This is a genomic window from Brachybacterium sp. AOP24-D1-21, from assembly GCF_052378665.1.
In the GTDB taxonomy this organism is placed as follows: Bacteria; Actinomycetota; Actinomycetes; order Actinomycetales; family Dermabacteraceae; genus Brachybacterium.
In genome coordinates this window covers 762,673-786,797 of the sequence record NZ_JBQSXX010000002.1, presented here as the reverse complement: position 1 = coordinate 786,797, position 24,125 = coordinate 762,673, and the positions used below count along the sequence as shown (strand labels likewise).

At 69.4% G+C, this 24,125-nt stretch carries 22 protein-coding genes; 5 read left to right on the top strand and 17 right to left on the bottom strand.

Features of this window, described 5'->3' with window-relative positions; all coding sequences use genetic code 11:
* Nucleotides 1-37: 37 nt before the first annotated feature.
* Entirely contained in the window at nt 38-982 is a 945-nt protein-coding gene (locus ACT3UF_RS18240; RefSeq protein ID WP_444598979.1) for a LysR family transcriptional regulator, read from the bottom strand.
* A 73-nt stretch (nt 983-1,055) separates the two neighbouring features.
* On the opposite strand from ACT3UF_RS18240, the gene ACT3UF_RS18235 reads away from it, so the two are divergent.
* Nucleotides 1,056-2,141 carry an EamA family transporter gene (locus ACT3UF_RS18235; RefSeq protein WP_444598980.1) on the top strand — a complete coding sequence of 362 codons (1,086 nt, stop codon included), beginning with the start codon at nt 1,056-1,058 and terminating at the stop codon, nt 2,139-2,141.
* Between the two features lie 298 nt (nt 2,142-2,439).
* Here the strand turns inward: ACT3UF_RS18235 and leuA are convergent, their stop codons facing one another.
* The 6 genes from leuA to ACT3UF_RS18205 all read right to left on the bottom strand — a co-directional run bounded on the left by leuA (nt 2,440) and on the right by ACT3UF_RS18205 (nt 8,742).
* A complete protein-coding gene (gene leuA / locus ACT3UF_RS18230; protein WP_444501911.1) occupies nt 2,440-4,149 on the bottom strand; it encodes a 2-isopropylmalate synthase in 1,710 nt (569 codons plus the stop codon).
* Nucleotides 4,150-4,479: 330 nt separating this feature from the next.
* Nucleotides 4,480-5,490, bottom strand: coding sequence for a GTPase Era (gene era, locus ACT3UF_RS18225; protein WP_444501897.1), 1,011 nt, complete (start codon nt 5,488-5,490; stop codon nt 4,480-4,482).
* Nucleotides 5,480-6,814 (bottom strand): hemolysin family protein, encoded by a 1,335-nt coding sequence (locus ACT3UF_RS18220; RefSeq protein WP_444501898.1) that lies wholly within the window; start codon nt 6,812-6,814, stop codon nt 5,480-5,482. The genes era and ACT3UF_RS18220 overlap by 11 nt, the downstream gene beginning before the upstream one ends.
* A gap of 46 nt (nt 6,815-6,860) precedes the next feature.
* Nucleotides 6,861-7,322: an rRNA maturation RNase YbeY gene (gene ybeY, locus ACT3UF_RS18215; RefSeq protein WP_441442928.1), complete on the bottom strand. Its 462-nt coding sequence runs from the start codon at nt 7,320-7,322 to the stop codon at nt 6,861-6,863.
* A gap of 2 nt (nt 7,323-7,324) precedes the next feature.
* Entirely contained in the window at nt 7,325-8,371 is a 1,047-nt protein-coding gene (locus ACT3UF_RS18210) for a PhoH family protein (protein WP_444501899.1), read from the bottom strand.
* Complete coding sequence (locus tag ACT3UF_RS18205; RefSeq protein ID WP_441442926.1) at nt 8,368-8,742, bottom strand: histidine triad nucleotide-binding protein; 375 nt, start codon at nt 8,740-8,742, stop codon at nt 8,368-8,370. Before ACT3UF_RS18205 ends, ACT3UF_RS18210 begins: the two co-directional genes overlap by 4 nt.
* Before the next feature lie 77 nt (nt 8,743-8,819).
* Between ACT3UF_RS18205 and ACT3UF_RS18200 the strand changes: the two genes are divergently transcribed.
* A complete protein-coding gene (locus ACT3UF_RS18200) occupies nt 8,820-9,362 on the top strand; it encodes an NADPH-dependent FMN reductase (RefSeq protein WP_441442925.1) in 543 nt (180 codons plus the stop codon).
* A 387-nt stretch (nt 9,363-9,749) separates the two neighbouring features.
* Here the strand turns inward: ACT3UF_RS18200 and ACT3UF_RS18195 are convergent, their stop codons facing one another.
* On the bottom strand, nt 9,750-11,261 hold the full coding sequence (locus ACT3UF_RS18195; RefSeq protein ID WP_444501900.1) for a GMC family oxidoreductase: 1,512 nt from the start codon (nt 11,259-11,261) through the stop codon (nt 9,750-9,752).
* 275 nt (nt 11,262-11,536) lie between these two features.
* Here ACT3UF_RS18195 and ACT3UF_RS18190 point away from each other — a divergent pair, with 275 nt between their 5' ends.
* Complete coding sequence (locus ACT3UF_RS18190; RefSeq protein WP_441442922.1) at nt 11,537-12,265, top strand: TetR/AcrR family transcriptional regulator; 729 nt, start codon at nt 11,537-11,539, stop codon at nt 12,263-12,265.
* Between the two features lie 4 nt (nt 12,266-12,269).
* Here ACT3UF_RS18190 and ACT3UF_RS18185 read toward each other — a convergent pair whose 3' ends face one another.
* From ACT3UF_RS18185 to hrcA, 3 genes are all read right to left on the bottom strand, one after another.
* A complete protein-coding gene (locus tag ACT3UF_RS18185; protein ID WP_441442921.1) occupies nt 12,270-13,058 on the bottom strand; it encodes a 16S rRNA (uracil(1498)-N(3))-methyltransferase in 789 nt (262 codons plus the stop codon).
* A gap of 20 nt (nt 13,059-13,078) precedes the next feature.
* The gene (gene dnaJ, locus ACT3UF_RS18180; protein ID WP_441442920.1) at nt 13,079-14,203 is read right to left on the bottom strand and encodes a molecular chaperone DnaJ; all 1,125 of its coding nucleotides are present in this window, start codon (nt 14,201-14,203) and stop codon (nt 13,079-13,081) included.
* Nucleotides 14,204-14,308: 105 nt separating this feature from the next.
* Nucleotides 14,309-15,319, bottom strand: coding sequence for a heat-inducible transcriptional repressor HrcA (hrcA, locus tag ACT3UF_RS18175; RefSeq protein WP_441442919.1), 1,011 nt, complete (start codon nt 15,317-15,319; stop codon nt 14,309-14,311).
* A 125-nt stretch (nt 15,320-15,444) separates the two neighbouring features.
* Here hrcA and ACT3UF_RS18170 point away from each other — a divergent pair, with 125 nt between their 5' ends.
* Nucleotides 15,445-16,323, top strand: coding sequence for a DUF3097 domain-containing protein (locus ACT3UF_RS18170; protein WP_441442918.1), 879 nt, complete (start codon nt 15,445-15,447; stop codon nt 16,321-16,323).
* A 122-nt stretch (nt 16,324-16,445) separates the two neighbouring features.
* Entirely contained in the window at nt 16,446-17,147 is a 702-nt protein-coding gene (locus ACT3UF_RS18165) for a DUF4870 domain-containing protein (protein WP_441442917.1), read from the top strand.
* Between the two features lie 75 nt (nt 17,148-17,222).
* Here the strand turns inward: ACT3UF_RS18165 and ACT3UF_RS18160 are convergent, their stop codons facing one another.
* The 6 genes from ACT3UF_RS18160 to ACT3UF_RS18135 form a co-directional block, all read right to left on the bottom strand.
* Nucleotides 17,223-17,603: an iron chaperone gene (locus ACT3UF_RS18160; RefSeq protein ID WP_441442916.1), complete on the bottom strand. Its 381-nt coding sequence runs from the start codon at nt 17,601-17,603 to the stop codon at nt 17,223-17,225.
* Nucleotides 17,604-17,628: 25 nt separating this feature from the next.
* Complete coding sequence (hemW, locus tag ACT3UF_RS18155; protein WP_441442915.1) at nt 17,629-18,777, bottom strand: radical SAM family heme chaperone HemW; 1,149 nt, start codon at nt 18,775-18,777, stop codon at nt 17,629-17,631.
* Nucleotides 18,774-19,493 (bottom strand): MOSC domain-containing protein, encoded by a 720-nt coding sequence (locus ACT3UF_RS18150; protein ID WP_442332756.1) that lies wholly within the window; start codon nt 19,491-19,493, stop codon nt 18,774-18,776. The genes hemW and ACT3UF_RS18150 overlap by 4 nt, the downstream gene beginning before the upstream one ends.
* Nucleotides 19,490-21,415 carry a translation elongation factor 4 gene (gene lepA, locus ACT3UF_RS18145; protein ID WP_442332755.1) on the bottom strand — a complete coding sequence of 642 codons (1,926 nt, stop codon included), beginning with the start codon at nt 21,413-21,415 and terminating at the stop codon, nt 19,490-19,492. Before lepA ends, ACT3UF_RS18150 begins: the two co-directional genes overlap by 4 nt.
* 87 nt (nt 21,416-21,502) lie before the next feature.
* Nucleotides 21,503-22,420, bottom strand: a complete 918-nt coding sequence (locus ACT3UF_RS18140) for an alpha-E domain-containing protein (protein WP_442332754.1) — start codon at nt 22,418-22,420, stop codon at nt 21,503-21,505.
* Nucleotides 22,407-24,065, bottom strand: a complete 1,659-nt coding sequence (locus ACT3UF_RS18135) for a circularly permuted type 2 ATP-grasp protein (protein WP_442332753.1) — start codon at nt 24,063-24,065, stop codon at nt 22,407-22,409. The genes ACT3UF_RS18140 and ACT3UF_RS18135 overlap by 14 nt, the downstream gene beginning before the upstream one ends.
* Nucleotides 24,066-24,125: the final 60 nt, after the last annotated feature.

The following is a 24,125-nucleotide window of genomic DNA, read 5'->3' as shown; positions in this document are numbered from 1 at the left end:
GAGGAGTTGCACGATCGTGTCGCAGCAGAGCACATGGTCAGCGCTGGAAGCTCTCCAGCCCGTCGAGACCGGAGAGGGTCCCGGCCGCCTCGAGCAGCGCCGCGCGGAAGGCGAGCAGCGAGGGATGCCCGGCCGCGCCCGCCCGTGCCGCGGTGTACAGCGAACGGTGCGGGTCGCCCGGCAGACGCACCACCCGCGTGCCCCCGAGGTGCTCGGAGGCGATGATCCCGGGGACGAAGGCGACCGCGTGCCCGGTGCGCACCAGGTGCACCTGCAGCAGCGGGTCAGGGGTGGTGAAGCGGACCCGCGGCTCGAGCCCTGCCTGGCGCAGGTACGTCCGGGCCCAGATCCCGGTACGGCTGCCCGAAGGGTCCAGCGCCCAGGGCGCCTCGCTCAGCGCCGCGAGGGTGTGAGCCTCGGCCCAGGGTCCGGAGTCCGGCAGCACCAGCAGGAGCGGATCGCTCAGCACCGCCTCGCGGTCGGTGCCGCGGCGCACCAGCTGCTGCCCTCCGGGGTAGTCCTCGCCGAGGATCACGTCGAAGCGGTGCGCGAGCAGCCCGTCATAGGCCGCCTCGACCTCCTGCTGCGCCATCTCCAGATGGAGATCCGGGTGCTGCTGGGCGAGCACGCTCACGGCCGCGGGGGCGAGCGCGATCATCGGGGTCTGGAAGGACGCCACGCGCAGCAGTCCGCTGGCCTCTCCCTGCGCGAGCGCGAGCTCGGCCTCCGCTGTCTCCAGGAGGCTCAGCATCTCCGCTGCGCGACGAGCCAGCTGCACCCCGGCATCGGTGAGCACGACCCGGCGACCCACCTGCTGGAAGAGGGCGGTCTTCGTCTCCCGTTCCAGGTGGGAGAGCTGCTGGGAGACGGCCGACGGGGACATCGAGTGAGCTCCGGCGACCGCCGTCATCGTCTCCAGCCTGCGCAGTTCGTGCAACAGGAACAGTCGGTGCAGGTTCAGCACTGAGCCCCCTTCAATCATGAAGTTCTGCTTCACGATACAGGTCGGAAACATTCGCTGGACCTGGCGGGATAGGAGTGTGCACAGTGGAGGCGTGAGAACCTCGTCCACCCCCGCTCCGGCCTCCTCGTCCGCCGCCGCACCGACCCCGTCGGGTCCCTCCCGCGGGGTGCCGCTGACGCCGGTGCTGTTCATCCTCGGCTCCTGCTTCTCCCTGCAGTTCGGCGCGGCGCTCGCGACCCAGCTGTTCCCTGCGATCGGCTCCTGGGGCACCACCGCGCTGCGTCTCGGCATCGCGGCGATCATCCTGCTCGTGATCGTCCGACCGAAAGTGCACCGCTTCACCCGCCAGCAGTGGATCGCGGTGATCATCTTCGGCGTGGTGATCGGCGGGATGAACGGTGCCTTCTACGCCTCGATCGAACGGATCCCGCTCGGCACAGCCGTCGCGATCGAGTTCCTCGGTCCATTGACCGTGGCAGCGGTGCTCTCCACCCGCCGCACCGATCTGCTCTGGGTGCTGCTGGCCCTCGGCGGGGTGGGGCTGTTCGGCGTGGAATCCTTCACCGGCGCGGCCTCCCTGGACCTGATCGGCGTGCTCTTCGCCCTCGTCGCCGCCGTGTTCTGGGGCCTGTATGTGCTCTCCAGCGCGAAGGTGGGGCAGCTCGTGCCCGGGCAGGACGGCCTCGCCGTCGCGATGGCGGTCGGTGCACTCGCCATCCTGCCGCTCGGCGCAGAGGGCGCCGTCGCAGGAGTGATGGACCTGCGCCTGCTCACCCTCGCCGCGGGCACCGCGCTGCTCGCCTCGGTGCTGCCGTACACCCTCGAGCTCACGGCACTGAGGCGACTGCCCCGGCACGTCTTCGGGATCATGCTGAGCCTCGAACCGGTGGTCGCCCTGCTCGCCGGCGTGCTGCTGATCGGACAGGACGCGACGCCGCTGCGGATCACCGCGGCAGTGCTCGTGGTCGCCGCGAGCGCCGGAGTCACCCTCACCGCGCGAAGCACCCCGGCGGATCAGCCGCAGCCCGCCGACGAGGCGCCCGGCTGGGATCTGCCCACGCCCACCCACGCGACCGTCACCGGCGAGATGCCGATGCTCACCGAGGAGGAGCTGCGGGAGTACGAGGTCTCGGGAGATCCCGGGGCCGACGCCACCGGCACGCGGCAGCGCGGCTGAGCTCCGCCCGTCGCGGGCCCTGGCGAGCGGTCCCGAGCCCCGCCGGACTGGCCCTCAGCCGGACAACGAGCCCGCCACGCGGCGAAAGGTACCACTCAGCTGGAACCTTTTCTCGCCTGGCCGGGTGCGGCTAGCAGGCCTGAGCCCCCACCAGGGCGAAGAGCAGCCACGCCGCAAAAGGTGCCAGAAAGCTGACATCTTTCGCGACGTGGCGGGGAGCGCAACGCGAGGTCGCACCCGCAGCAGCACGCAGCGCGCGGGGCCGCGAGACCGCGCGGCCGCGGCGCGGACCGGAATCTCAAGCCCGTGCGCGGTACGCCCGGTTCAGAGCCGAGGTGATCGCCTCGAGGGAGGCGCGGGTGATCGAGCCGTCGATGCCGACGCCCCAGAAGATCCGGTCGCCGATCTCGCACTCGATGTAGGAGGCGGCCAGCGAGTCGTCACCTTCAGTGAGTGCGTGCTCGGCATAGTCGAGGATGCGCACGTCGATCTTCCGCTCGGCGAGGGCCTTGACGAAGCCGTCCAGCGGGCCGTTGCCGATGCCGGTGACCTGGTGCTCCTCGCCGTCGACCACGAGCGTGGCGGTGATGCGGTCCGAGCCCTCGCCGGTGGACTCCTGGTGCACGTCGCGGAAGCCGTAGTGGCCCCACTGGCGCGACTCGTCGCGGGAGGGCAGGTACTCGTCGGTGAAGGCATCCCAGAGCTGCTCGGGGCTGACCTCGCCGCCGTCGGAGTCGGTGCGCTCCTGGACGATGCCGGAGAATTCGATCTGCAGACGGCGCGGCAGGTCCAGGCCGTGCTCGGTGCGCAGCAGATAGGCCATCCCGCCCTTGCCGGACTGCGAGTTCACGCGGATCACCGCTTCATAGGAGCGGCCCACGTCCATCGGGTCGATCGGCAGGTACGGGACCCGCCACACCAGATCATCGACATCCTTGCCGGCCTTCTCGGCGTCGACCTCCATGCGCTCCAGGCCTTTCTTGATGGCGTCCTGGTGGGAGCCGGAGAAGGCGGTGAACACGAGGTCGCCGCCGTAGGGGCTGCGCTCGGGCACCGGCATCTGGTTGCAGTGCTCGACGGTGCGGCGCACCTCGCCGAGGTCGGAGAAGTCGATCTGCGGATCGATGCCCTGGCTGAACAGGTTCAGGCCCAGGGTCACCAGGTCCACGTTGCCGGTGCGCTCACCATTGCCGAAGAGGCAGCCCTCGATGCGGTCCGCGCCGGCCAGGTAGCCGAGCTCTGCGGCGGCGACACCGGTGCCGCGGTCGTTGTGGGGGTGCAGGGAGAGCACGAGCGAGTCGCGGCGGTCCAGGTTCCGGTGCATCCACTCGATCGAGTCTGCGTAGACGTTCGGGGTGGCCATCTCCACCGTCGCCGGCAGGTTGACGATCATCTTGTCCTGGGGCGTGGGCTGGAAGACCTCGATCACGGCGTTACATACGCGCAGCGCGTACTCGAGCTCGGTGCCGGTGTAGGACTCCGGGGAGTACTGGTAGGTGACCTGGGTGTCCGGGATGGTCTCCTCGTACTTCTTGCACAGCAGCGCACCCTGCACGGCGATGTCGAGGACAGCGTCCTCGTCGGCGCGGAAGACCACGTCGCGCTGGACCACGGAGGTGGAGTTGTAAAGGTGAACCACCGCGCGCTTCGCCCCGGCGATCGCCTGGTAGGTGCGCTCGATGAGGTGCTCGCGGGACTGGGTGAGGACCTGGATCGAGACGTCCTCGGGGATGCGGTCCTCCTCGATGAGGCTGCGCACGAAGTCGAAGTCGGTCTTCGAGGCAGAGGGGAAGCCGACCTCGATCTCCTTGTAGCCCATCTGGACCAGCAGCTCGAACATCCGCAGCTTGCGCTCGGCGTTCATCGGGTCGATGAGGGCCTGGTTGCCGTCGCGCAGGTCCACCGCGCACCAGCGAGGCGCGCGCGAGATGCGACGGGCGGGCCAGGTGCGGTCCGGCAGCTCGACCTGGATCTGCTCATGGAAGGGCAGGTACTTGTGGGTCGGCATGCCCGACGGCTGCTGGGGTGCGTCGCCGGTGGGGCCGACGACGGGGGCCGACGGGTCGCCCTCTGCCGCGACGGGAGCGACGGTGCCGCGTGCGGCGGGGGTGGAGGTGATCGTGGAGTCAGTCATCTGGAGGTCCTTCTCGCTGGGGTACCGGTCGCCGGACAGCACGTCAGCCGCGGCGGGTTCCCGGCGGTTCAGGACCCGTCGCGGCGGCGAAGCAGAAGCAGCGATCCACGCATGAGCCTCACGTTAGCACCGTCTGACCGGCGGTTCGGGACCTCTCACCATGCGAACACCGGGCAGCGATGACGGTCCCGGTTCCAGCTGGCGTCAGAACCCGAGGCGGCCCAGCTGCTTGGGGTCGCGCTGCCACTCCTTGGCGACCTTGACCCGGAGGTCCAGGTGCACCTTGCGGCCGATCAGGTGGTTGATCTCGGCGCGGGCCTGGGAGCCGACCTCCTTCAGGCGGGAGCCACCCTTGCCGATGATGATCCCCTTCTGGCTGTCACGCTCGACGAACAGGGACGCTCGGACCACGAGACGTCCGGTGCCGGGTTCGACCGGGGTGAAGGCATCGCCGTCGGGATCCACCTCGACGACCTCTTCGATGACCACCGCGATCGAGTGCGGGAGCTCGTCGCGGACACCCTCGAGGGCGGCCTCGCGGATCAGCTCGGAGATGCGATCATCGCGGGACTCCTCGGTGAGCTGGTCATCCGGGTAGAGCTGCGGCCCCTCGGGGAGCTGGCGGGTGATCACCTCGAGCAGCACGTCGATCTGGTCTCCCTTGACGGCGGAGATCGGCACGATCTCGTCGAAATCCATCATCTGGTCCACGGCCATGAGGTGCTCGGCCAGACGGTCCCGGGTCACCAGGTCCGTCTTGGTGACGACGGCGACGACCCGCGGGCCGCGCCGACCAGTGCGGAGCTCGACCAGATCCTCGCAGATGAAGCGGTCACCAGGGCCGATCTTCTGATCTGCGGGCAGGCAGAAGCCCACCACATCCACCTCGCTGAGGGTCTCACGGACCAGGTCGTTCAGCCGCTCGCCCAGCAGGGTGCGAGGGCGGTGCACACCGGGGGTGTCCACCAGGATGATCTGGGCGTCGTCGCGGGTGACGATGCCGCGGATCGCGCGGCGGGTCGTCTGCGGCTTGCTCGAGGTGATCGCGACCTTCTCGCCCACCAGCGCATTGGTCAGCGTGGACTTCCCGACGTTGGGCCGGCCCACCAGGGCGACGAAACCGGAGCGGTGCGTGGGCCCTGCGGTCGGTGCGGCTGCGGGATCCGCGGCGGAGCCCTCGGCGATATCGGGGCTCGGGTCCTGGTCAGCGGTCATGGTCGTCCTCCTGGTCGGTGTCATGGTGGTCCTCGTCCTGCGGGGCTCGGCGCACCAGCACGGTGGAGAGCCGCTTGCGTCGGCCCGCGGTCCTCTCCCCCTCGAGCTCGAGCCCGAGCGCGATGGCCTGGGAGCCGGGGATCGGCACCCGCCCGGTCGCCTTGGCCAGCAGGCCGCCCACGCTGTCGATGTCATCGTCGTCGAGCTCGAGGTCGAACAGATCCCCGACCTCCGAGAGGCCGGCCCGGGCGGGGACCCGGTAGCGGCCCTCGCCGAGGTCCTGGATCTCGGGCTCGGCACGGTCGTGCTCATCGGCGATCTCGCCCACGATCTCCTCGAGGATGTCCTCGATGGTCACGATGCCTGCCACGCCTCCGTACTCGTCGACCAGCACCGTGATGTGCACATGGCTGGTCTGCATCTGCGCGAGCACCTCGTCGGCCGCGACGAACTCCGGGGCGAAGCGCGCCGCGCGCATGATCTCGTGCACCGGCCGCTCGGGGCTCGCGTCCCAGGGTGAGTGGATCGCCCGCATCACGTCCTTGACGTACAGCATTCCGCGGAGATCATCGACGCTGTCGCCGATCACCGGGATGCGGGAGTAGCCGGAGCGCACGAACAGCCGCATCGCCGTCTCGGCGCTCGAGTCCGCGCTGAGCGTGACCATGTCGGGCCGCGGCACCATCAGCTCGCGCACCATGGTCTCGCGCAGGTCGAAGACGCCCTGGATCATGTCCCGCTCGCCGTCGCGCACGTGCTCGTCCTCGAGCGCACGATCGACGTTCTTGCGCGCCTTCTCGACGCCGTCCTCGGGCGTCTCCGCTCCGCCCGAACGGGCCGCGAGTGAGGCGCCGACGCTCGTCAGCGCCCCGGCGGGGACCCATAGCAGCCCCCGCACCAGGGTGACCAGCCAGCGGTTGGAGATCAGCACGGACTCAGGGCGGCTGCGACCGATGGTCCGCGGTGAGATCGCGAGCACGATCAGCACCAGCAGTCCGGCGACGACCACGGTCGCGATCCCGGGCAGCAACAGGCCCGGGTGGCCCAGGTGGTCGCGGACGGCCACGGTCACCCCGGCCACGGAGGCGACCATCACCGTCTCGGCGAGCATCCGGCCCAGCGACACCGAGGCCAGGGTACGAGCGGCGTCCTCCCGGTGGGCGAGCACCCGCGCACGCACGGACTCGGGACGGGAGGACAGCGCCTTCTCCAGCACGCCGCGGGAGACGGACAGCTGGGCCGCATCGACCGCCGTGAGCATGGCGGCCACCACCCCGGAGGCGACGATCAGCGGGATCAGGACGAACAGGGCGAGGGTCAGCATAGGACGGACCCGGGCCTAGGTTTCGGCAGAGTCATGGGCCGGGCGGTCAGCGCGCGGGCCGTGAGGCGAGGAAGGTGAGCAGGAGCTTGCGCTGGAGGTCGAACATCACGGTGCGCTCATCCTCCTCCATGTGGTCGTAGCCCAGCAGGTGCAGGATCGAGTGCACGGTCAGCAGCAGCATCTCCTCGACAGCGCTGTGGCCGGCCTCGGCAGCCTGCTTGGTGGCGACCGACGGGCATAGCACCACGTCTCCCAGCAGCCCCTCGGGCGCCGGGTGCTCGGGGCTGCCGGGGATGAGCTCGTCCATCGGGAAGCTCATCACGTCGGTGGGGCCGGGCAGATCCAGCCACTGCACGTGGAGCTTCTCCATCGCGTCCTCGTCGACGAACAGGATCGACATCTCGGTGGCCGGATGCAGGTGCATCGCCTCGAACACGAAGCGGGAGAGGTCGACGAACTCGCGCTCATCCACGACCGCCGTGGTCTCGTTGCGGATCTCGATGGTCATGCTCAGTTCCCCTTGTGGGTTCGGTGGCGGGGGTCTCGGGTGCCCCCGGGTTGGATCTCCCAGCGCCCGTAGGCTTCGACGATCTCGCTGACCAGGCTGTGGCGCACGACGTCCCGCGAGGACAGGCGGCAGAAGGAGATGTCCTCGATGCCCGAGAGCACCTGTTCGACGACCTTCAGCCCGCTCTTCTGGCCGCCCGGAAGGTCGACCTGGGTGACATCGCCGGTGATGACCATGGTGGAGTTGAAGCCGAGCCTGGTCAGGAACATCTTCATCTGCTCAGGCGTGGTGTTCTGGGCCTCGTCGAGGATGATGAAGGCATCGTTCAGAGTGCGGCCGCGCATATAGGCAAGCGGTGCGACCTCGATGGTGCCGGCGCTCATCAGGCGCGGGATCGATTCCGGGTCCAGCATGTCGTGCAGAGCGTCGTAGAGCGGGCGCAGGTATGGGTCGATCTTCTCGTTCAGGCTCCCGGGCAGGAAGCCCAGCCGCTCCCCCGCCTCGACGGCGGGCCGGGTGAGGATGATGCGGTCCACCTGCTTGCTGAGCAGCTTCTGCACCGCCATCGCGACGGCGAGGTAGGTCTTGCCGGTGCCGGCAGGGCCGATCCCGAAGGTGATGGTCGAGGATTCGATCGCCTCGATGTAGGTCTTCTGGCCCATCGTCTTGGGCCGGATGGTGCGGCCGCGTGAGGAGAGGATCGTGCGGGAGAGGACCTGCTCGAGCTTCTTCCCGCTGGCGCGCTCATCGCCGTAGAGGTTCGCGGCGCGCTGCACCGCCTCGGCGGTGACCGCCTGCCCGGTGCCGGCCAGGTCGATGATCGAGCGCATGATCTGCTCGCCCCGACGCAGCGCCTCTTCCGTGCCGCGCAGCGTCACCTGGTGCCCGCGCACGTGCACATCGGTGTCGGGGATCGCGTCCTCGAGGGCCGCCAATGCCTGATCGTTCTCCCCGAGCACCTGGAAGGGGCTCAGGTGATCGGGGATCGCCAGCTTCCGCTCACGCACCTCGGGAGGGCGTCCGGGGGCCGGGTCGAGGGCGTCTGTCACAGTTCTCCTTCTGCGAGCTTCCCGCCCGCCAGGACGTGCGCATGCACGTGGAAGACGGTCTGGCCGGCGCTCGCACCGGTGTTGAAGATGAGTCGGAAGTCGCCATCGCCCTGCTCCGCGGCCACCTGCGCAGCAACCTGCGCGGTGTGGGCGAGCAGCGCCGGATCCTCGACGAGCTCGGTCACATCGCGACGATGCTCCCGCGGCACCACCAGCACATGCACCGGGGCCTGCGGATGCAGATCCTTGAAGGCGATCACCTGATCGTCCTCATGGACCCGCTCGGAGGGGATCTCGCCGGCGACGATCCTGCAGAAGATGCAGTCCGGATCATGACGCTGCGTGACGTGCTCGGTGAGGCTGTTTCCCATGCCCCGGAGTCTACGGGAGCGAGGAAGGCCACCTCTGTTTGAGGAACGCCTCAGATCTATGAGAAGTTTTAATCACTATGACAAAACTTGGAATCATCGTCGCCAGTGCTCGCCCGAACCGTGTGGGGGACCACGTCGCCCGCTGGGTCCGCGACGCCGCTCCCGCCGGGGTCGTCGTGGACCTGATCGACCTGCGCGAGGTCGCGCTGCCTGCCTTCGACGGCACGAGCAGCCCCAAGGCCGGCCTGCCCAAGGAGACGGACCACTCCCGCTCCTGGGGCGAGCGGATCGACGCCCTCGACGCCCTGGTGATCCTCACCCCGCAGTACAACGGCTCCTACCCCGGGGCCCTGAAGAACGCGATCGACTTCCTCTATGAGGAGTGGAGCGACCTTCCCACCCTCCTGGTCGGCTACGGCTGGGCCTCGGCCAGCGAGGTGCTGCCGGTGCTGGAGACCCTGATGACCCGCCTGGGCGCGGACGTCGTCGGCTCGATCGGCCTGGGCTTCCGCGAGGACCTCTCCGTCGAGGGCGAGCTGTTCGTCGCCGAGGAGAAGACCGCCGCGCTCGGTGAGCATCTCAACGCGATCACTCAGCGCGCGCTCTCGAACGTCGGCTGACCCTTCCGCGAGCGTTCCGTGCGACCGGGAGACCGGGACACGTCGGACCACCGGAAACCCCCCGGGACACGCCGGGCCATCGGAAGCTCCCTGGGACACGCCGGGCCATCGGAAGCTCCCGGGCCCACGACGGACGCCCGGGACGCGCCGGACCGTCGGAAACGTCCCGGATCGCTCGGGACACGCCGGACCATGAACGCCGAGAACACTGATTCCACGCATTTCTGAACGGAATCAGTGTTCTCGGCGTTCCGCTATCGGCGCGGCGGGCGGCCGGGCGGGCCGGCTGAGCGGAACGAGCAGACCAGACCGGACCAGGCAGACCGGACCGGCCCCGGCGATGCTCTCGTCACCGCCGGGGCCGCACCTACATCGCTGACGTCTGCGTCAGCGGCTCTGCTTGATGAGGTCCGCGGCCTTCTCTGCGATCGCGATGACCGCCGGGTGGATGTTGGCGGTGACCTCACCGGGCATGACAGAGGCGTCGACCACGCGCAGCCCGTCGATGCCCCGCACCCGCATGGTGGTCGGATCCACGACGGCCTGCTCGTCGGTGCCCATGCGTGCGGTGCCGGCGAAGTGGAAGGCGGTGTCGGAGTTCGCCTTCAGCCACGTCACCAGCTCCTCGTCGCTCGGGTTCATGCCCGGGTCGATCTGCTCGACCTCGAATTCGGACGGCATCGCCGCGCCGACCTTCATCGCGGCGCGCAGTCCTGCGACCGCGACGGCGACGTCGCGCTCGTCGGAGAGATGGTTGAACACGAAGTCGGGCTGATCGTCCACGCTGGGCCCGGAGATGCGTGCGTGGCCGCGCGAGTGCGGGCGGCCCTGGTACATCCCGAGGCGGAAGCCCGAGAAGTCCGCGAGGTCCCAGCCCTTCTCGCCCGGCATGAAGGGCAGGAAGTGCAGCTGGAGGTCCGGGTCCTGCGCCTGCTCGCCGGTGCGGAGGAACGCGCCCGCGAGCGAGGCGCCGATGTTCAGCGGTCCGTTGCGGGGAAGCAGGTAGTGCTTCATCCCCTGCAGGCCCTGCTTCACGAGCGTCCCGGCGGCGTTGTTGAACGTGTACGGGCTGCTGGTGCGGAACTTGATGCCGTACTGGACGTGGTCCATGAGGTTCTCGCCGACGCCCGGCAGGTCGTGGACGACGTCGATCCCGTGCTGCTGCAGCAGGGCTCCGGGGCCCACGCCGCTGACCTGGAGCAGCTGCGGGGTGTGCAGAGCCCCGGCGCTGAGGATCACGTCCCGCCGTGCGGAGACCTGGAACTCGTGACCATCCTTGCGATAGCGCACACCGGTGGCGCGCTTGCCGTCGAAGTCGATCCCGGTGACGGTGGCCTCGGTGGTGATCTCGAGGTTCGGCTGCTTGCGCATCGGCTTGAGGTAGGCGAGGTCGGTGCTGGACCGCTTCCCGTTCCAGGTCTCCAGATCCCAGTAGCCCGCGCCCTCGATGCGGTCGCGGTTGAAGTCGTCGTTCTTCCCGATGTCCAGCACGGTCGCCGCCGTCTCGATGAAGGCGTCGGGCAGGGGGTTCTGCCAGCGGGCGCGCTCGACCCGGAACGGCCCGTCGCCGCCGTGGAACTCGGTGGCCCCGCGGTGGTCCGTCTCGGACTTCTTGAAGTAGGGCAGCAGGGAGCGGTAGTCCCAGCCGGTGGCGCCGCTGTCGGCCCACGCGTCGTAGTCGGAGGGGTTGCCGCGCACGTGCACCATGCCGTTGATCGCGCTGGAGCCTCCCAGCAGCTTCTCGTGGGGCAGGGCGTAGACGGTCCCTCCGAGCGATTCGTCCGGCTGCGTGGTCCAGTCCAGCCACATGAACTTCGGCTTGAAGAGGATCTTCGCGAAGCCCAGGGGCACGCGCGACCAATAGCTGGTGTTCTCGGGGCCGGCCTCGAGGACGAGCACGCGGCTGTCCGGGTCCTAGGCGAGCCGCGCCGCCACGATGGCTCCGGCGGACCCGCCGCCGACCACCACGTAGTCGTAGTCCTGGGGGATCGTCGTCATCTGGGATACCTCACTGTTCCGTCGAAAAATTGGGGGCTTGCCCCATCCAACGAGAATAGTCACCCGTCTATTCCCGGTGCGAGGGGTTGCCGTTCGTGGCCGGTGGCGGCGCCCAACGCACAGAACTGTTCGGCGCGGGGTGGAGGTCAAAGGGTTGAGGTGCCTAAGCTCGAGGGATGACCACTGCTTCCGCGGCCGACGCCTCCGAGCCCGCCGAGCCTGTGCACGTCTCCCGCGCACGTTCCGGGATGGCCGACGGCGACATCGCCGCAGGGACCATGCGCCGGCTGCGGGAGGGACGTCGCGCCTCGACCGTGGGACGTGCCACGACCACGCGCAGCGCTATCGCCTCCGCCGTGGTGTCGCTCAGCACCGCCGGCAAGCCTCTGACGGTCAGCGCCGTGGTGCGGGAGGCGGGCGTCAGCCGTCCGACGTTCTACACGCATTTCGCCGACCTCGACGATGTGATCGTGATGATCCACGAGCAGGCGCTCGCCGAGGTCGCGAGCTGGCAGCAGCGAGCTCTCGAGGGTCCTGAGCACTGGAGCGAGCCGGACGCGCAGCAGGAGTCCTTCCGCCGTTTCGCCGAGTACGTGGACCAGCATCGCGAGCTCTACGCCACGATCTTCGAGCTCCCCACCGGCGCCGAGGTGCGTCGGCGGGTCTCCCGCGTGATGGCCGATGCACTGCAGGCGCGGCTGGAGAAGGTCGCCACGCCGCCGGAGGGGATCAGCGCCGAGGCCATCAGCTCCGCCCTCGCTGCCGCATACACGCACCTGCTCGGCATGTGGGTGCGCGGGGAGCTCGAGGCGACGGTGGACGATGTGATGGCGCACCTGACCGTACTGATGCCGGCCTGGTTGATGGATCCTGCGACCCCGCCGACGGCGGCGGACCGCAGGTGAGGCCTCAGCCCCAGCGCCCCACCAGGGCGCTGAGCACAGCGATCGCGGCGGGGCCGGCGGTCGAGGAGCGCAGCACCTCGGGACCGAGCAGCACAGAGCGGGCGCCGGTCTCGCGCAGCTGAGCGAGCTCCTCAGGATCGATGCCGCCCTCGGGGCCGACGATCACGAGGATCTCCTCGAGACCGTCCTCGCTCGCGGAGCGCAGATCCTCGGCGAGGCTCATCAGGCCCACGGACTCCTGCTCGTGGAGCACCAGCACCAGCGTCCCCTCGACCTCTCGTCCTCGCAGGTCAGCGACCAGCTGCGGCGTGGTCACGGGCTCGCCGACCGCGGGGATGCCGGGCCGACGGCACTGCTTGACCGCAGCGCGCACGGTCGCCTCCCACTTGGTGCGTCCCTTACGCAGCTTCTCCCCGCGCCAGACGGACACCGAGCGCCGCGCGATCCACGGCACCACCCGGTCGACCCCGAGCTCGGTGGCCGATTCCACGGCCTGCTCGTCGCGCCCGCCGGTGGCCAGGGCCTGCACCAGGGTGAGGCGAGGCAGGCGCTGCACGGCCGGTGAGGGGTCCGCGAGAAGGCACAGGTCCAGCGCCTCCTTGCGGGCGGCGGTCACCTCGGCGAGGACCTGACGGCCGGGGGCGTCGGTGAGCAGCACCTGCTCCCCCACGCCGATCCGCGCCACCTTCGCGGCGTGTCGGCCCTCGTCGCCCGCCAGTACCAGGGCATCGCCCGCGACGACGGCGGCCAGGGTGTCGTCGAGGATCAGGAAGCTCGGCGGCGTGGTGGGCATCAGGTGCTCTCCCGTCGGTCTCAGAAGTCGCGCAGGCGCTCGCGGAGCTTCGCGAACGGGCCGTGGCCCTTGGTGCGGCGTGTGGTCTCGTCGCCGCGCAGCGCGGCGAGCTGCTGGAGCAGATCCCGCTCCTCCTCGGTGAGCGAGGTGGGGACATCCACATCGAGCACCACGCGGATGTCACCGCGGCGTTCGCGGCGCAGCGGGGTGACGCCGAGCCCCTTCAGGACGATCTCCTCACCGGGCTGCGAGCCGGGGCGCACATCGAGATCCTGAGGGCCGTCGAAGGTATCCAGCGGGATGGTGGCGCCGAGCGCGGCGGTGGTCATGGGGACCGCGATCGTGGTGACCAGGTCGTCGCCCGACCGCTCGAACATCTCGTGGTCGGTGACGGCCAGCTCGACGAAGAGGTCGCCGGAGGGCCCGCCCGCCTCGCCCGTCTCGCCCTCTCCGCGCAGCTGGATCCGAGTGCCGTTCTCGACACCGGAGGGGATCCGCACGGTCACCGTGCGCTCGGAGGCGGTGCGGCCATGACCGGAGCAGCCGGTGCAGGGGCTCTCGATCACATCGCCGTGGCCCTCGCAGGTGGGGCAGGGTGCCATGGTGACCATCTGGCCCAGCAGCGACTGGGCGACGCGCTGGACGTGGCCGGAGCCGTTGCAGGCGGTGCAGCGGGTGGGGCTGGTGCCGGGCTCGCAGCAGGAACCGGTGCAGCGCTCGCACAGCACTGCGGTGCGGAAGGTGACCTTCTCCTCGGTGCCGAAGACCACGTCACGCAGGTCGATCTTCACACGGCGCAGCACATCTCCGCCACGTCGCTGGCGGGGCACGGGGCCCTGGTTGCGGCCGCGCATGCCGGAGGCGCCGGCGAACATGTCGAAGATGTCGTTGAAGTCGAAGCCGCCACCGCCGCCACCGGGGAAGCCGCCCATGCCCGGGCCGCCACCCATGTCGTACTGCCGGCGCTTGTCCGCATGGGAGAGGGTCTCGTAGGCCTGGGAGACCCGCTTGAACTTCTCGGCCGCCTCGGGGTCCGGATTGACGTCCGGGTGGAGCGTGCGGGCGAGCTTGCGGTACGCCTTCTTGATCTCATCAGTCGTCGCTTCGCGGGAGACGCCGAGGAGGTCGTAGTAATCGTCGTTCACTGCAGTGGGGTCCTTACCGGGGAGTCGGTGCCGCGGGCGGCGGGCACGGGGCGTCGAGTGGCATGGGCGGCCGGGCGGGGGTGAGCCCGCGGAGCCCGCCCGAGGCTATTCGAGAAAGCGGGAGACGTAACGGGCGATGGCCTGGACGGTCGAGATGCCGGTGACGTAATCCATCCGGCTGGGTCCCAGGATCGCGACATGCGAGCCGACACCGTACCCGGCGCCGACGACCGCGGCCTGATGCAGCGCCCGGTCCTGGAGCTCGGTCCCGATGCGCACCTCGACGGCGCCCGGCGAGGCGTGCATCTCGGTGAACAGGCGCAGCAGCACCAGCTGCTCCTCGAGCACGTCCAGCAACGGCTCGACGTCACGGGCGAAGTCCTCAGCCGATCGCGCGATGTTCGCGGTGCCGGCCATCATGATCCGGCCCTCGGCACGAGTCGCTGCGAGCGCGGCGAGAGCCTCGGACACCTCGGCGGCGGCCGGTCGCTCCGGGGGCGTGAGCGCTTCGAGGAAGTCCTCCAGCGGCGTGGCGAGGTCGGTGACCTCGCGGCCTGCGACGACACGATTGAGCTGGTCGCGCAGCACCGCGTAGTACTCGGCAGGTTTGCCGGCGTTGATAGGCACGGTGCGCTGATCCACCCGGCCGGACTCGGTGATCAGCACCACCAGCAGCAGGGAGTCGGCGACCTTGACCAGTTCGACATGCCGGATCCGGGCCTGCCTGCGGGCCGGGTACTGCACCATCGCGACCTGCTGGGTGAGCTGCGCCAGCACCCGCACGGTCCGAGCCAGCAGCTCCTCGACATCGCCCGAGTCCTCGAGCAGCGTACGGATCGCCCGGCGTTCGGGGGCGGAGAGCGGCTTGATGGTGGCGACGTGGTCGACGAAGGTGCGGTAGCCCTTGTCGGTGGGGACACGCCCCGCCGAGGTATGCGGCTGATGGATCAGCCCCTCCTCCTCGAGCAGCGACATGTCGTTGCGCACTGTCGCAGCGGAGACCCCGAGCTCGTGGCGTTCCAGGAGCGACTTGGAGCCGACGGGCTCGCGGGTGGAGACGTAGTCCTCGACGATCGCGCCGAGGATCTGGAGCTTGCGGGCGTCCGTCTCGCTCACCTCCTGCGCTGCGTGCGTCCAAAGTCGTGGTCTCTCATTTGGCACTCTCTCATGCCAGGTGCCAATCCTACGCGCCCCGGCGCGCTGCGCGGGGAGGCGTTCGCCACGGGTGTACGGTGTCGCGCGTGCCTGCTGACTTCCCCGACCGGTACGGCCGCGACGTGCTGTCCTCCGGTCCGCCCGCCCATCATCGTCGCCGTCCCGTGGCCCGCGAGGTCCCCGCTCAGCGGGGCCTGGTCGCCGAGGAGGCCTCCACGGGGTTCACCGGCGCGGTGACCCGCGTGGAGAAGATCGCCGGAGAGCTCGTGGTCGAGCTGGAGGACGGCCGCGGCGTCCGCCGGACGTTCCCACTGGGCCCCGGCTTCATGATCGATGGACAGCCCGTGGTGCTCACCCGCGCCGTCGCGACTGCCTCCGCACCCGTGCGCCGGCGCTCCGCCTCCGGGTCCGTCTTCGTCGAAGGGGCGAAGGCACGCACCGCCCGCGCCTCCCGGATCTGGGTCGAGGGCACCCATGATGCGGAGCTGGTGCAGAAGGTGTGGGGCCACGACCTGCGCATCGAGGGCATCGTCGTCGAACAGCTCGAGGGCGCGGACAACCTCGCCGAGCGCGTGCGTGAGTTCGGACCTTCTCCCGGGCGCCGGCTCGGGATCCTCGTGGATCATCTTGTGAAGGGTTCGAAGGAGTCCCGCATCGCCGCCGAGGTCATGGCGCTGCCTGGCGCCCGAGGCAATGTCACGGTGGTCGGACACCCGTACGTCGATGTCTGGCAGGCGGTCAAACCCGCCCGGGTGGGGCTCACGGCATGGCCGCACATCCCCAAGGGCACCGACATCAAGGTCGGCTCCCTCGCCGCGCTCGGCTGGCCCCATGCGGACAAGTCCGATATCGGACTCGGCTGGAAGCGGATCCTGTCGACCGTCCGCTCCTACGCCGACGTCGAGCCGACGCTCTCGGGCCGCATCGAGGAGCTCATCGACTTCGTGACCGTGGACCACTCCTGACTGGGGGTTAACCCCCGGTCGATACGGCGGCACGCCACGCGGACGCCGCAGGCGATGCTCTATAGGCTGGCTGCATCAGCCCGTCGCCGGCGTGAGAGCCGGCCCGTCCCGAAGAAGGAACCATGAGCCAGACTCCGCATCCGCATGATCCGTTCGGCATCGAGCCCGGCACCCCCGCCGAGCAGGCCGCCCCCACCTCGGATCCCTCGCTGCATCCGCACGACCCCTTCGCCTACGGTCCCGACGCCTCTCGCGTCCCGTCGCCGCCGAGCGCCGGTGAGCCCGCGGCGCAGGCCCCCCATCTCGCCGCGCCGGCTCCCGCTCCTGCGGGCCACAGCGCATATCGCGCGCAGGGTGGCGCACCGGGTGGGGCGCCGGGCGGGGAGCAGACGGACCAGCCGGCTCCCGGCACCAAGGGTGTCTACGAGGGGCCCCTGAGCGGTCAGCCGCTGAATCGCTCCGACTCCCGCATGTGGGGGATGTTCTCGCAGCTCGCCGTGGTCCTCGGGCACGTGATCAGCTGGGGCTTCCTCGGCTGGGTCGGCCCGCTGATCATCTTCCTGATGTACAAGGACCGCGATCGCTTCGTGCGCTTCCACGCCACCGAAGCGCTCAACGGCGCGATCGCCGTGCTCATCGCTCAGGTTGCCCTCACCATCGTGATCACGATCCTGACCATCTTCACTCTCGGCGTCGGCTCGATCCTGTACCCGCTGGTCGGGCTCCCCGCACTTCTTCAGCTGGTGTTCTCGATCGTCGGCGCGGTCAAGGCCAACCAGGGCGAGTACTGGGCCTACCCGTTCAACCTCCGCCTGGTGAAGTGACCGGCCCGGCGTCCACTGCACCATGAGCACGAGAGCCCTCGGGATCCCACGATCCCGGGGGCTCTTCCGCTGCCCTCACATCCAGTTCACGCCGTCGTGCTCGAACTCGCGGACGCGGTGGGCGATCATCCGTCGCAGCAGGTCCGTGGGCACCGGCGTCGTATAGGGCAGCTTGACGCTCCCCTTGCCGGTCTCGTACGCGGTGAGCTCCGCCGCGAAGGCCTCCCGAGTGCTGGGGGTGACCGTGAAGTTCGCGTGATGACGGTGGGCGCTGCAGACGAACAGGATCGTGCCCCGTGGATGCAGGTACGCGGGAGAGCCCCACTTGAGGGCCTCGCTCGCCTCGGGCACGGCCTCCTGAGCCAGCGCCCGCAGCTCGTGCAGGCGGGCGCGAGCCGGGCCGTCGAACGCCGCGATGTACTCGTCGACCGTGGTGGGCTTCGCTGACGGAGTCATTCCCGCAGTCTGCCCCGAAAGCGTCTCAGGGCACCAGGTCCCGGATGACGGCATCGGCCAGCAGCCGCCCCTGCCGGGTCAGGACCGCTCGTCCGGCGGCAAGGGCATCGGCGTCGAGATGGCCACGATCACGGTGCACGGCGAGCATCTCCCGACGCTCTGCGGGGACCACCTCGACGGCGAGCCCGTCGGCGATCCGCAGCTCGAGCATGATCCTCTCGACCAGCCGGTCCTCGGCGGCGACCAGCTCGGAGTCCGCCACCGGCATCTCGCCCGCGGCGAGCATCCGGGCGTAGCGGCTGGGGTGCTTCACGTTCCAGGAGCGCAGCCCGTCTCGGTGGCGGTGCGCGCCGGGGCCGATCCCCCACCAGTCGGTGCCGCGCCAGTAGGCGAGGTTGTGGCGGGAGCGCTGCTGCTCAGTGCGGGCCCAATTGGAGACCTCGTACCAGGAGAGCCCATCGGCGCGTGCGAGGTCATCGACCAGCTCGTACTTGTCGGCCATGTCGTCGGGATCGGGGGCTTCGAGCTCACCGCGGCGCAGCTGCCGTGCCATCGCGGTGTTGCCCTCGATGATCAGCGAGTACGCCGACATATGGTCGACACCGCAGGCCAGCGCTGCCTTCACGGACGTCTCGACGTCGGCGAGGGTCTCCCCCGGGGTGCCGTAGATGAGGTCGAGGCTGACATCCAACCCGGCCTCGCGGGCCCAGGCCACTGCCTGCGGGACCTTCTCGGGGTCGTGGGTGCGATCCAGCGTGGCCAGCACCGAGGGCACCGCGGACTGCATACCGATCGAGACGCGGGTGATGCCCCCGTCGGCGAGGCGCGAGAGCGAGGCCCGGGTGACGGAGTCCGGGTTCGCCTCGGTGGTGATCTCGGCGCCCTCGGCCAACGGGATCAGCGTGCGCAGATGGTCGAGCATCGCGACGAGGTCATCAGCGGGCAGCAGGGTCGGGGTGCCGCCGCCGAAGAAGACGGTCGAGACCTGCTCGTAGTCGTAGCCGGCCTCGCGGTCCGCGGCGAGGGTCAGATCCATCTCACGCATGGAGTTCTGCGCGTATTCGGCCTGGGAGCCGCCCCCGCCGAGCTCGGTCGCGGTGTAGGTGTTGAAGTCGCAGTACCCGCAGCGCACGGCGCAGAAGGGGACGTGGATGTAGACGGACAGCGGGTTCACAGGCCCATCCCCAATCCCAGTCCTCGCCCGGTGGAGCGCAGGCGGTCGGGGAACTCGGAGTCCTGATCGGCGCGCCGCAGCGCATTCTGGGCGCTGTCCACGAGCGAGTCGTACAACACGGTGTCGGTCTCCCGGGCCCAGTCCAGCAGCGCACGGGCCCGCGCGGCGTCGAGACCGCGGAAGGCGTCGCCGACGGTGACCCCGTGCTCTGGACGATGGAGCACCTCGATCCCGTCACCGGCGGAGGTCTCGCCCTCCACCAGCACCCGGAAGTAGGCACCGCAGCGGCCTGCAGCGGTGAAGTGGCGGCCCCAGCGACGGTCCCCGATCCAGGCCGAGAAGGTGCCGCAGGGGTTGCGGGGGCAGGTGGCCTCGAGCTCGGCGGTGCCGATCCTCCAGCGCTCCCCGATCACCGTCTCGTCGGTGTCCTGGCCGGTGGTCACGAGGTTCTCCCCGAAAGACCCGTCGGGCAGGTCGAGCTCGCGCTCGGCGGCGTGGGCCGCGCGCGTCTCCCGCGAGAAGGCGTAGACCGCTTTGAAGATCCCGCCATGGTGCTCGCGGTCGCCCTGGACGTCGCCGAGCACGCCGTGGGTGAGCAGCCGCACCGGTCCGTCGACCGGCCGTTTGTCGATGCCGCTCATCAGGCCGCTCGCCGCGACCGGGAACAGCTGGGCGACGGTGCAGACCGCCGCGATGCGTCCGGTCTCCATGGTCATTTCTTCTTGCTGTCCTTGGGCATATCGCCCTCGTCGGAGGAGAGCGCGGCGATGAAGGCCTCCTGCGGGACCTCGACAGATCCGATGTTCTTCATGCGCTTCTTGCCCTCCTTCTGCTTCTCCAGCAGCTTGCGCTTACGGGAGATGTCGCCGCCGTAGCACTTGGACAGCACGTCCTTGCGCATCGCGCGGATGTTCTCGCGGGCGATGATGCGGGCGCCGATGGCGGCCTGGATCGGCACCTCGAACTGCTGGCGCGGGATGAGCTTCTGCAGCTTCCCGGCCATCTCGACGCCGTAGTTGTAGGACTTGTCCCGGTGCACGATGGCACTGAACGCATCCACCGGCTCACCCTGCAGCAGGATGTCGACCTTGACGAGATCTGCGACCTGGGAGCCGGAGATGTCGTAGTCAAGGGAGGCATAGCCGCGGGTCTTGGACTTCAGCTGATCGAAGAAGTCGAAGATGATCTCCGCGAGCGGCAGCGTATAGCGCAGCTCGACACGGTCCTCGCTGAGATAGTCCATGCCGCCGAGATTCCCGCGCTTCGACTGGCACAGCTCCATGACGGCGCCGATGAACTCGCTGGGGACCAGGATCGTGGCGTTGGTCATCGGCTCGCTGATCTCGCGGACCTTGCCGCTCGGGAAGTCCGACGGGTTGAGCACCTCGATCTCGGTGCCGTCCTCCATGACCACGTGGTAGACGACGCTCGGGGCAGTCGAGATCAGCTCGAGGTTGAACTCGCGCTCGAGGCGCTCGCGAATGATCTCCAGGTGCAGCAGGCCCAGGAAGCCGACCCGGAATCCGAAGCCGAGGGCCGTGGAGGTCTCCGGCTCGTAGTTCAGGGCGGCGTCGTTGAGCTTGAGCTTGTCCAGTGCGTCGCGCAGCACCGGGTAGTCGGAGCCGTCGATCGGGAACAAGCCCGAGTACACCATCGGCTTGGGATCAGCGTAGCCCTCGAGGGCCTCCGTCGCACCACGGATCGAGGTGGTGATGGTATCGCCGACCTTCGACTGGCGCACGTCCTTCACGCCCGTGATCAGGTAGCCGACCTCGCCGGGACCGATGCCCTGAGTGGGGTGGGGCTCCGGGGAGCTCACGCCGATCTCGAGCAGCTCGTGGTGTGCTCCGGTGGACATCATGTCGATGCGGTCGCGGGACTTCAGCGATCCGTCGATCATGCGTATGTAGGTGATCACGCCGCGGTAGGTGTCGTAGACGGAGTCGAAGATCATCGCGCGGCAGGGGGCCTCGGGGTCGCCCAGCGGGGCCGGGAGGGTCCGGACCACGTGGTCCAGGAGGTCCTCGACGCCGACCCCGGTCTTGCCGGAGACGCGCAGCACGTCATCGGGCTCCACCCCGACGAGCTGCCCGATCTCGGCGGCGTACTTCTCGGGGTCCGCTCCGGGCAGATCGATCTTGTTCAGCACCGGGATGATGGTGAGGTCGTTCTCCATCGCCAAGTAGAGGTTCGCGAGCGTCTGCGCCTCGATGCCCTGCGCGGCGTCGACCAGCAGGATCGCGCCTTCACACGCTGCCAGCGAGCGGGAGACCTCGTAGGTGAAGTCCACATGCCCGGGGGTGTCGATCATGTTCAGTGCGTAGTTCACGCCGTCGACCTGCCACGGCATGCGCACAGCCTGGCTCTTCACGGTGATGCCGCGCTCGCGCTCGATGTCCATCCGGTCGAGGTACTGGGCGCGCATGTCACGGGAGTTGACGATCCCGGTGATCTGCAGCATGCGGTCGGCCAGCGTGGACTTGCCGTGGTCGATGTGCGCGATGATGCAGAAGTTGCGGAGCCGCTCCTGGGGGGTCGAGGCGGGAAGGATGTCCCGCGCCTCGTCGGCCGCGATCTTCGGGGTCACCGGCTTACGTCCTCTCGTCGATAACGGGCCGGACGCTCTCGCGCCGGGCATCGGCCCATCGTCTCATGGGGAACGCTCCCGTCCCTGATCCCGCGGTGCTCCCGGACAGAGGTCACAGGGGACGTGCTGCCCGCCGCCTCAGTGCGCGGGATGGAAGTAGGTCGCGCCGAGCGCCCGCGTGACGGCGCCGGTGACCATCTGCAGCTGCTCCATCTCCTCGTCGAAGTTCTCGACGATGTCATCCAGGGAGCGGAAGCGCAGGCTCGCCAGCGCCCGGCCGACGATCCGCCTGCCGGGCTCGGCGGTGCCGAGCCGGTCGAAGCTGTTGCCGTGCAGCTTCGCGAGGGTCTCGAGCGCCTCCTCGATCTCCCCGAGGCAGTGCACCGCAGAGCGCGGGAAGATCGAGTCCAGCAGCAGGAATTCGATCGCCCGTGCGGCGCGGACCCGCCCGCGGTAGGAGCGGATATAGGCTTCGTGCGCGCTGCAGGAGCGCAGTAACATCACCGTCGCGGCAGGCGAGGAATCCTCGAGGTCGTGATCCTGCAGGTTGCGGGCCAGCATGTCTACCCGCTCGAGCAGCTGCCCGATCCGCAGGAACAGCCATGCCTCGTCACGGGTCATCGAGGAGTCCACCAGTCCGTTCACCACCGCACAGCGGTCCTTGGCGAACTGGAAGGCGCCGTGCATGCGTGAGGGACGCACCCCGCGCGGCAGGCCCAGGGTGGTGGTGTTCAGCGACTCCCACACCTCGGTCGAGAGCACCTCGCGCACGCCCCGGGCGTTCTCCCGGGCGGCCAGCAGCGCGCCGGCCACCGAGGACGGATTCCCTCGATCGGTGAGCAGGCGGTCCAGCACCCGCTGCACGCTGTGGTCGGACTCGTCGGTCTGCTCGAGCCCGAAGATCTGGTAGACGTCGCGGCAGGCCTCGGCGAAGTCCTCCGGGGTGTCCTCGGTGATCGACTGCAGCTTCACATCGAGTATCCGGGCCGTCTGGTCCGCACGTTCGACATACCTGCCGATCCAGAACATCGCGTCGGCGATCCTACTCAGCATCATGGGGTGCCTCCTCGACGTCGATGATCGGGATCGCGGAGGTCACCGGGTCGGGCTCGGGTGCCCGTTCCTCGATCTGCTCTTCACGCGGGTCCTCGAACTCGTCGTAGCTGTCATCCGTCGGATCTTCGATCCCTTCCACCTCGAACTCCTGGGACTGCGCCTGCGACTGCGCCTGGGACTGATGCGCAGACCCTTCGGTCGTCCGCTCGGGGGCGAGCACCCAGGTGTCCTTCGACCCGCCGCCGCGGGAGGAGTTCACGATCATCTCACCGCGCGGCAGGGCCACCCGGGTGAGCCCTCCGGGCAGCACCCAGACGTCATCGCCGCTGTTCAGAGCGAAGGGACGCAGGTCCACGTGACGCGGCTCGGGTCCCTCCTCGACGAGGGTGGGGATGGTGGAGAGCTGGACCACGGGCTGGGCGATCCAGCCGCGCGGATCCGCGAGCAGCCGCTCCCGCAGCGCATCGAGCTCCTCGCGGGAGGCGGCGGGACCGATCACGATGCCCTTGCCTCCGGAGCCGTCGACCGGCTTGACCACCAGCTCGTCGAGCCGGTCGAGCACCTCGGCCAGGGAGTCGGGCTCCTCCAGCCGCCAGGTGTCGACATTGGGCAGGATCGGCTCCTCGGAGAGGTAGTAGCGGATCAGGTCGGGAACATAGGTGTAGGTGAGCTTGTCGTCGCCGATCCCGTTGCCGATGGCGTTGGCGACCACCACGTTGCCGGCGAGGATCGCGCGCACCAGGCCCGGCACTCCGAGCGCGGAGTCGGGCCGGAACACCTCGGGGTCCAGGAAGTCGTCGTCGGTGCGCTTGTAGATCACGTCCACGCGGCGCAGTCCGGCGGTGGTGCGCATGTAGATGCGCTCACCCCGTTCGACCAGGTCCGACGCCTCGACCAGATCCACGCCCATGGTGCGGGCCAGCAGGGAGTGCTCGAAGTAGGCGCTGTTGTAGCGGCCAGGGGTCAGGACCACGACGGTGGTCTCCTCCCCCGCGGTGTTCGGCGCGGCGGCCTGCAGCGCCGAGAGCAGCCTGCCCGGGTACTCGCCCACCCGCCGCACCGGCCGGTGCGCGAACAGCTCCGGGAAGCCCTGCGCCATCGCGCGCCGGTTCGAGAGCACGTAGCTGACACCGCTGGGGGTGCGCACGTTGTCCTCGAGCACCCGGAAGTCGCCGGCTCCGTCCCGCACCAGGTCGATCCCGGAGATGTGGATCCGCACGCCGTTGGGCGGTGTGTAGCCACGCATCGCCTCGACCACGTAGGTGGAGGAGGTGACCAGCTCCGCGGGGATCACCCCATCGGCGATCGCGGCCTGGTCGTTGTAGAGGTCATCGAGGAAGCGCTCGAGGGCACGCACCCGCTGGGCGACCCCGGCCGAGACCCGGGTCCACTCCTCGGCGGCGACCACTCGCGGGATCGCGTCGATCGGGAAGGGACGCTCCTCGCCCGCATAGTCGAAGGTGATGCCCTGGTCGAGATAGCTGCGGGCCAGGGAGTCGGACCGGGAGCGGAACTCTTCCGTGCCGAGCCCGGACAGAGCGTCATGCAGCGCCTGATAGGTGGGGCGGACCGTCCCGTCGGGGGCGAACATCTCATCGCCGCCGGAACCGGTCCGCGCACTGTGGAACAGCGGGGAGGCAGACATGCCTACCATTCTCACACCGACCCACCCCGTCTGTGGCGCACTCCGCCCAGGAAGCGAGAG